General features: G+C 69.2%; 8 protein-coding genes. 2 read left to right on the plus strand and 6 right to left on the minus strand.

Annotation, left to right across the window (positions count from 1 at the left end):
- From AB0J09_RS47730 to AB0J09_RS47740, 3 genes are all read right to left on the minus strand, one after another.
- Positions 1-318 (minus strand): DivIVA domain-containing protein (locus AB0J09_RS47730; protein WP_360707022.1); only part of this gene is annotated, 318 nt, incomplete at its 3' end.
- Between the two features lie 440 nt (positions 319-758).
- On the minus strand, positions 759-1,439 hold the full coding sequence (locus AB0J09_RS47735; RefSeq protein ID WP_360707025.1) for a glycerophosphodiester phosphodiesterase: 681 nt from the start codon (positions 1,437-1,439) through the stop codon (positions 759-761).
- A 186-nt stretch (positions 1,440-1,625) separates the two neighbouring features.
- Positions 1,626-2,234 carry a hypothetical protein gene (locus tag AB0J09_RS47740; RefSeq protein WP_360707028.1) on the minus strand — a complete coding sequence of 203 codons (609 nt, stop codon included), beginning with the start codon at positions 2,232-2,234 and terminating at the stop codon, positions 1,626-1,628.
- A gap of 364 nt (positions 2,235-2,598) precedes the next feature.
- Here AB0J09_RS47740 and AB0J09_RS47745 point away from each other — a divergent pair, with 364 nt between their 5' ends.
- Positions 2,599-3,672: a cation diffusion facilitator family transporter gene (locus AB0J09_RS47745; protein ID WP_360707030.1), complete on the plus strand. Its 1,074-nt coding sequence runs from the start codon at positions 2,599-2,601 to the stop codon at positions 3,670-3,672.
- A 234-nt stretch (positions 3,673-3,906) separates the two neighbouring features.
- Here the strand turns inward: AB0J09_RS47745 and AB0J09_RS47750 are convergent, their stop codons facing one another.
- From AB0J09_RS47750 to AB0J09_RS47760, 3 genes are all read right to left on the minus strand, one after another.
- Positions 3,907-5,151: an MFS transporter gene (locus AB0J09_RS47750; RefSeq protein WP_360707033.1), complete on the minus strand. Its 1,245-nt coding sequence runs from the start codon at positions 5,149-5,151 to the stop codon at positions 3,907-3,909.
- Positions 5,148-6,236, minus strand: a complete 1,089-nt coding sequence (locus AB0J09_RS47755; protein WP_360707036.1) for a PLP-dependent cysteine synthase family protein — start codon at positions 6,234-6,236, stop codon at positions 5,148-5,150. Before AB0J09_RS47755 ends, AB0J09_RS47750 begins: the two co-directional genes overlap by 4 nt.
- A 96-nt stretch (positions 6,237-6,332) precedes the next feature.
- Positions 6,333-6,671: a DUF6153 family protein gene (locus tag AB0J09_RS47760; RefSeq protein WP_360707039.1), complete on the minus strand. Its 339-nt coding sequence runs from the start codon at positions 6,669-6,671 to the stop codon at positions 6,333-6,335.
- Positions 6,672-6,957: 286 nt separating this feature from the next.
- Between AB0J09_RS47760 and AB0J09_RS47765 the strand changes: the two genes are divergently transcribed.
- Positions 6,958-8,247, plus strand: a complete 1,290-nt coding sequence (locus tag AB0J09_RS47765) for an aminotransferase class V-fold PLP-dependent enzyme (protein WP_360707042.1) — start codon at positions 6,958-6,960, stop codon at positions 8,245-8,247.
- Positions 8,248-8,400: the final 153 nt, after the last annotated feature.

Raw genomic sequence — 8,400 nt, forward strand, 5'->3', positions numbered from 1 at the left:
GGCGAGGATCTGGTGGGCCTCCCGCTGTGCGGCCGTGATCGTTTCTTGCGCGGTCTGCTCCGCCGCGGCCAGCTCGTCGGCGCTCCCTGGTGGCACGGCCGGGCCGGCCGCCAGACGTTCTCGCAGGTGGGCGTTGTCCTGCCAGAGCCGGCTGAGCGTGGTCTCCACGCGGGCCAGGAAGTCGTCCACTTCGGCCAGGTCGTAACCCGAACGCAGCCGTACGACGCTGAAGACCTGGTTGTGCACTGTGGCGGCGGTCAGCAGGGCGGACTGGCCGTGCCCGTTCACCTGGACCGGCAACGACACGGGGCCGTTCACGGTCGAGGCGTGGCTGTGCGAGAGATGAAGGCCATGGTCGTGCTCTTCGTGCGTTACATGCATGGCGGGGTGTCACCGAACCTTTCACCATCGGCGCTCGGGTCAGCGGGGGAGTGTCGTGCTCCGGCCGCAGGCGCGGTGCCCGGTGGCCTTACTGCGGCGAGCGATGGCGATGAACGGCCACCGGGCTGACCCTCGGAGGGAGGGGCTATTGGTCGTTGAGTCCGTGATCGTCGTGGCAGTGCCCGGGGCCGCAGTCCGGGAGCTCGGTCCCGGTCGTCGCTGCTGGCTGATCCTCAGGCTCGATGGCGCAGGGGGCAGTGTCGCTCCCGCAGACCGCTTCACCGTGATGGTGGTGAGGGTGTGGGTGGGAGTGCTGTTCAGTCATCGTGCTTCCCTTCGGGACAGGCGGGTGGGCAGGCGAAACGTTGGAGGAGTGATCAGCGGGCGCATAGGGTTCGCGCCCAGGTGGAGTGTTGGAGGGTGCGATCGGTGATGACGCGGTCGACGCCGTAGTCGGCCAGGCGTCGCCAGGCGGTAGGGGTGTTGGGGGTCCAGGCATAGACGGGCACTCCGGCGGCGTGGTAGCGGCGAACCCACGAACGGGACAACTGATCGTGGCGGATGGCGACGAAGGCGTAGCGCCGCGCCTGAGTAGGAGAGGGCGGGGTGCGGGCCACCAGGCCCTGGGCGACCGGCAGGGAGACGACGCGGGTCAGGGCATCGGGCAGGAACGAAGTCAGTGCGGCCCAGCGGTAGGCCCGATAGCGGCGGTAGACGGTGGCAAGGGCTCGGCTGTCGGCCTCGTCCGGGACGGTCTTCAGCTCGATCAGCACCAGGTCGGCGTGGCCGCGCAGCGCGCTCAGTGCCTGCGCCAAGGTGGGCGGCGCGAGCCCGTCGCCGCCACGCACTGTGCGCAGCCGGGCCAGGCTCGAAGTGGCCACCAACCCGCTGCCGTTCGTGGCGCGATCCAGCGTGGCGTCGTGCATGAGCACCGGCTGGTGGTCCTTGGTGAAGCGGATGTCGATCTCCACCTGCCGGGCGCCGGCACCCAACGCCCGGCGCAGCGAGGTGAGCGTGTTCTCCGATCCCGATAGGGGATACCCGCGGTGGGCGATCAAGCTGGGTGCATGGCACCGGCCTTCCGCCCGGACGGCGTCAGCCGGGACGACGGTGAGAATCAAGGTGAATGCGGCCACCGCAGCGGGTCGGCGCCACGCACGCATCAGCCGAGGCGGTGCATCGGGGATGCCGTCCCCGGTCGGCGAGTGCCGCCGGGGACGGGGCGAGATGCTCATCCGGTCTCGTTACCTGATCGGGGTCGCGCCGGTGGTGGAGCTCCTGTGCAGGTAGAAGCTCCAGGCCCAGCCGCGGACGCCGGTGGGCGTGGTGACGTGCAGCCAGCCGCTCCGGCTGGAGCAGCCCCCGGTGATCGCGTGCTTACCGGGTCGCAGCTTGGCGATCGGGTGGTGGGTCAGCCCGGCGCCGGAGCGGACGTTGAGGTAGCTGGTGCGGCGCACCCGCGTCACGGTGTAGCGGCACGTGCGCGCTGACGTGCCTGGTTGCGCGGCCGTGACCCCCTGCCCGGGCAGCTTGCTCAGATGGTGCCCTTGCGCCCAGCCGCGCACGCCGGAGGGCATGGTGACATGCAGCCAGCCCTGCCGGTTGTCGCAGGTGCCGGCGATCGTCTGGTTACCGCTTCGCAGGTTGCCGACCACCCGCTTCGTGAGCCCCGGCGCGGAGCGGACGGTGACCGGTTCGCCCGGCTGCAGGTTCGTGACGGCGTAGTGGCACGACACGGCGGGAGGCTGGACGGTTGGTACGGAGCTGGCGTCGGCCGGCAGGCTTGACAGTGCCAGCCATCCGCTTGCTGCGGCCATCACCAGTAGGGCGGTGGTGGCGTGGACAGTTCTCATGCGCAGTCCCTTCCTGTGCGCATCTGCACCGGGTCCGGAGGCCGGGTGCAGAGGGGGTCAGGTCCTGACCACCTGACGGTTATCAACTTCTACGAAGAGTAGTTGACACACTACAGAGAGTTTAAACATCTGAGTAGATGTTCATGTGTAGAGGTAATGGACATGCGGTTGGGGGCATGGGTCTTGACCTAGCGCGCCTCAGTAGGAACCATATGCACATATGAACACTCAGGCAGATGTTTCGATGAGTGAAGGCCGAACGAGGCTGCGCCTGCGTACTACCCGCTGATCGACGCCCGTGTCCGCAACCTTCCGGACCTGGCCGTCACACACGTCATTCACCCCAGTCCAAGGAGCTCAGTGCATGTCTGATCAACACGGGCACGACCAGAGCCAGGCACGCAGCGAAGGCAGTGGTGACCATGCGCATGGGCATGGTCACGGGCATGGGCATGGGCATGGCGTCAGCGCGGAGGCGGACCGGCGCTACCTCGGCGGCGCGCTCGCCCTGATCGTCGGGTTCATGGCCGTCGAGGTGGTGGTCGGCCTGATCGCCGGATCGCTGGCGCTGATCTCCGATGCGGGTCACATGCTCACCGACGCGATGGCGATCGTGCTGGCGCTGGTCGCGATGCGGATAGCGGCCCGCCCGCCCCGCGGCGGCTTCACCTACGGTCTCAAGCGTGCCGAGATCATCTCCGCCCAGGCCAACGGCATCACCCTGCTGCTGCTCGCGGTCTACTTCACCTACGAGGGCATCCGCAGACTCGTCGAGGCGCCACCGGTCGAGGGCCTGTTCGTCGTGGTCACCGGGCTGGCCGGCATCGCCGTCAACGTGGCCGCCACCTGGCTGCTGTCCAAGGCCAACCGTTCCAGCCTCAACGTCGAGGGCGCCTTCCAGCACATTCTCAACGACCTGTACGCCTTCATCGCCACCACCCTGGCCGGCCTCGTCATCTGGCTGACCGGCTGGACCCGCGCCGACGCCATCGCCGCACTGGTCGTCGCCGCCTTGATGCTCAAGGCCGGCTGGGGCCTGGTTCGCGACGCCGGACGGGTGTTCATGGAGGCCGCCCCAGCCGAGGTGAACCCCGCCGAGGTCGGCCGCCAGATCGCCGCTCTGGACACCGTGGTGGAGGTGCACGACCTGCACATCTGGGAGGTCACCTCCGGATACGCCGCCCTGTCGGCGCATGTGCTGGTCTCCCCGGGAGCTGACTGCCATGCCGCGCGCCTGGCCGTCGAGGACCTGCTGCACGAGGGGCATGGCATCGTGCACACCACCTTGCAGGTCGACCACGCCACGCCCGACAGCCACGCCGTCAACGACGGCGCCCCGCGCCCCCTCGTACAGCACTGCGCCGACCCCCACGGCCCCATCCACCACGGGGTCCGGCCCGACGAGGCGGCGAGCGGGGATTGCCATGCCGACCGCTGAAACGCCTCGGGCACGGGCCGTCGCCGCCGCACTCCGGTTCGTACGGCGCGCGGCGGCCGGGCCTCACACGGCCGTAAGGACCCGCACCGGTTCGACGCCCTCCTCGTTGTGACGCTCCGCCCAGGTGGTCAGGGCGGTACGGCAGACGTGGTCGGGATGGTGGCCGGCGCGAACGGCAGCAACGCCCGGGCTGCCCTGGTGCGGTCAGTGCGAGCCGCACCAGGGCGCGTCCCGTCAGCCGGCGAGGGCTACCTGGCCGGTGGGGGAGAGCCGGTGACGCCGGTCCAATCGCCTGACGGCCGCCGCCGAGGCCGCTCCCGTGGCGGCCAGCAGCAGCCACGGCAGGCCGGCCAGGCCGGTGGCGCGGGCCGTGTCGAGCAGGGCGCCGGACAGCAGGTTCCCGGCCAGGATGCCGACGCCGGACAGCAGGTTGTACAGCCCGTAGTAGGTGCCGATCAGGCGATCTCCCGCCATGTCGGCGATGGTGGCCATCTCGAACGGGAAGGCGACCAGTGTGCCGACGGTGAGCAGGAGGGTGCAGGCCACGACGGGCGCCATCGCCCACACCGGCGGGAGCGGCAGCTGCGCGGCCGCGGCGGGTGGCAGGAAGGCGATCCCCATGAGCGCCAGGCCGCGGCTGATCGCCTGACCGCGGGTCCACCGGGCCGAGCACCAGGCGGTCAGGCGCATCTGCCCGGCGATGCCGAGCAGCGCCGAGATGGCATAGAGGGCCATCACTCCCGTCTCGCCGGCGCCGAGGCGTTGCACTTCGAGCGGCAGGGCCAGATACATCTGGTACGAGAGCGCGTACGAAGCGATCATCGCCGTGGCGAACGAGACGAACGCCCGGTCCCCGAACGCCTGCCGCCAGTCGCGCAGCACCGGCTGCTCCTTCTGTACGGGGCCGCGCCGGGCCGGCAGCCACAGGCCCTGCAGGACGGTCAGCACCGCGAAGATGGCCGCGGCGGAGAGGCACACGGCGGTGAAGCCGGTTTTCAGCAGGGCGATGCCGACCAGCGGGCCGAGCAGGATGCCGCCCTGGTAGAACACGTTGAACACGGCGAAGGCGGCGACCTTGCGCTCGCCGGCCGCGACGGCCAGGTAGGCGCGGGCCGCCGGATTGAACAGCGCTCCCGCGAAACCCGTCACGACGGCGGCCACGACCAGCAGGGGCAGTGAGGTGGTCAGCCCGAACAGCGCGAACCCGACGGTCCGCAGCGCGCACCCGAGCATGATCAGCGGTTTGTAGCCGAGCCGGTCGGCCAGGGTGCCGCCGATCAGGAACATGCCCTGCTGGCTCATGTTCCGCAGGCCGAGGACCAGTCCGATCGTCCAGGCCGCCAGGCCGGCGCCGGTCGACAGGTGCTGGGCGAGGTAGGGCATGAGCATGTAGAAGCCGAGGTTGATGCCCGCCTGGTTGACCTGCAGGAGCTGGATCGGCCGGTCGAAGGAGCGGAACTCCCGCAGCACGCCGCTCATCTCGTGCCCGCCAGCGGGTCTGTCACGGTGGCGCAGCGCGTCCAGCGGCGCACCTCCCGCTCGGTCGGTACGCGCAGCAGGTCCGGCTCCTCGGCCGGGACCGTGCCGAGCAGGCCGTGGGCGTGGCAGTAGTCGTCGTCGAAGACGGTGTTCCAGTACCGCCACGGCCCGTCGGGAAAGATGGCGACGATGGTCTGTTCGGGGGCGATGCGGGCCAGCCAGCGGGCCACCAAGGTGACCGCGCCGGTGCTCCAGCCTCCGGAGACGTAGTGCCGGGCGGCCAGGGAGCGGCAGGCCCACACCGCTTCGGCCGGGCTGACCCAGTGCACCTCGCTGAAGGCGTCATAGGCGACGTTGCGGGGATGGATGCTGGAGCCGAGCCCGCGCATCAGCCGTGCCCTGGCGGGCTGGCCGAAGATGGTCGAGCCGACGGTGTCGACCCCGACCAGCTTCAGATCGGGGAAGTGGTGGCGCAGCACGCCGAAGATCCCGGCGCTGTGCCCTCCGGTGCCGACCGAGCACACCAGCGTGTCGATGTGCGGCAACCGGCCCAGCAACTCGTGGGCCAGCCCGGCGTAGGCCTCGACGTTGTCGGGGTTGTTGTACTGGTCGGGGCAGTAGGCGCCGGGAGTCTCGGCCAGCAGGCGCTGGACCCGCTCGCGGCGGGCCTGCTGCCATCCCCCGACCGGATGCGGCTCGGTGACGATCTCCAGCCGTACCCCGTAGGAGGTGAGCAGCCGGCACATGAGCGGCTCCATCCCGGGGTCGCCCACCAGCACGACCGGATGGCCGAAGACGATCCCGGCCAGGGCCAGGCCCAGCCCCAGAGTGCCGCTGGTCGACTCGATGATCGTGGCGCCCGGCCGGAGATCTCCCAGAGCCCGCGCCCGGCGCACCATGTGCAGAGCGGGACGGTCCTTGATGCCACCCGGATTGAAGCCTTCCAGCTTGGCCCAGAATCCTCCTCTCGATACGGACGGCTCCGAAATGAACGCCAGCGGCGTATTACCGACGGTCAGGGAAAGCGACGAAGAACCGACGACCGGCGCCTCTTGCGGGCGCGCGAAAACAGCTTGTGATGACATGGAATGAATCCCCGAAAGTGAATGACGCAATTCGCGGGCATGGCGAAACGGCCGCGAACCCGAGTGGATATAGGACGACTGCGGATGTCGTGACTCCTATATGCGCATCACGCAGAGATTTTCCAGATAGGGCGCGGCAAGGCGGAACGCACGCGCCGGGGGGATCGGGATCTCGGCGACGGCATGGGCCGTGGAGACTGACCGGGTCGCCGGCGTGGCCACCGAGATGGGCGTGTCGGCCAGGTTGACCGCCGAGCAGTCCTGTTCGGTGCCGTGCCGGTGGCGCGTCGGCAGTTCCCGGTGCAGGCATCGCGCGTCGTTCACGGCGGTGTTCTCAAGGTGGGCGCCGTGGGCGACCGGTTCCGACATCTCCATGGCCGCGCACGCGCCGCCATGGGCGAACACCACGCCGATGAGCAGCACGAGCACGAGCACCGCACGCGCCATCAGCCGGTCGGCCGGGCGGTGAGAACGGGTCGTTCGTGTCGTGAGCATCACTGGTGATAATGCCCGCAAGTCCGCCGGACGCGCCCGGCGAAGTCAAAGGTTCCGGTAAAGCTGCTGCCGCCATTCATCCTGAAAGACGCGTCGACGACGATGCCGGTTGTGGGCGGTCATCCAACCGCATCTTGCGACACGAGGAAATGAAGGGCATATCGTGCCGCGATTTAGGTGACACTGGACGTTCGCGCATCCCGCTGACTTACAGGTGGTGTTTTTCATGACCCTGTCGAGACGCCGGGTCGTCGCCGGGCTCGGCGCGATCGCCGCGGGCCCCGCGACCGCGGACGTGCTCTTCGCGCCTCGCGGCACCACCCCGGAGCAGGTGGCCCGCGATGAGCGCTTCTGGGCCACTGTCGCCCGTCAGTTCCGGGTGAGCCCCGGCTTCCTCAACCTGGAGAACGGCTACTACGGCATCATGCCCGAGCCCGTCCGCCGGGCCTACCACCGCAATGTCGACCTCCTCAACGAGCAGAGCTCTCACCTGCTGCGTACCACGTACAAGGCCAGAGCCGACAAGATCCGCGACCGCATCGCCGGGCTGCTCGGCACATCGAGGAGCGAGATCGCGCTCACCCGGGGCGGCACCGAGGCCCTGCAGGGTCTCATCTCCGGCTACCGCCGCCTGTGCCCCGGCGACGCCGTCATGTACGCCGATCTGGACTACCACAGCGGCCAGTACGCCATGAACTGGCTACGGGACCGGCGCGGCGTCGACGTCGTGCGCATCGTCATCCCCGAACCCGCCACACGCCAGGCAGTGCTGGACACCTACGAACGCGCGCTGCGAGAGCACCCGAAGGTCAAGCTGCTCCTGCTCAGCCACATGAACAACCGCACCGGCCTGGTCACGCCCGTCAGCCAGATCGTGTCCATGGCCCGCCGGCAGGGGGTCGACGTGATCGTGGACGCCGCCCACTCCTGGGGGCAGCTCAATTTCACGCTCGCCGACCTCGACGCCGACTTCGCGGTCTTCTCCCTGCACAAGTGGATGGGCGTACCGCTGGGCGCCGGATTCCTCTACATCCGCGCCCACCGCCTGGCCGACATCGACCTCCTGTACGCCGACGAGACCTACCCCGCCACCGACATCCGCTCCCGCGTGCACTCCGGCACCATGAACGTGGCCCCCTTCCTCACCGTGGACGCCGCTCTGGACTTTCACGACAACCTCGGGGCCGCGGTCAAACAGGCCCGCCTCCGGTTCCTGCGGGATCGCTGGGTCAACCAGCTCCGCGACATCGAGAACCTCGAGATCCTCACCCCGGACGAGCCGGACATGTACGGCGCCATCACCGCGTTCCGGCTACGCGGGCAGACGACGGAAGCCGACAACACCGCCATCGCCGACCGCCTGATGAACGAACACCGGATCTTCACCGTCGCCCGGACGGGCATGACCGGCGGCGGCGCCGTCCGCGTCACGCCCGCTCTGTTCACCTCCGCGGATGACATCGATCGGTTCGCGGCTGCGCTCCGCGGCATCTGCCGGCAAAACGGGCGCCCTTGACACGCCATCCAGGCAACGCCCTAACCTTGTTCATATGAATGAGTCTTCAGATGAGCGCGTGTTGGCGATGGACGGCTGCACTGTCAAGGTGGTTGACGGCGAACGGGTGGCCGCCGTGTGCGAGCGGATGCCGGCCGCCGAGGATCTCACCGA

The organism is Nonomuraea sp. NPDC049784 (assembly GCF_040659615.1).
Taxonomy (GTDB): Bacteria; Actinomycetota; Actinomycetes; order Streptosporangiales; family Streptosporangiaceae; genus Nonomuraea.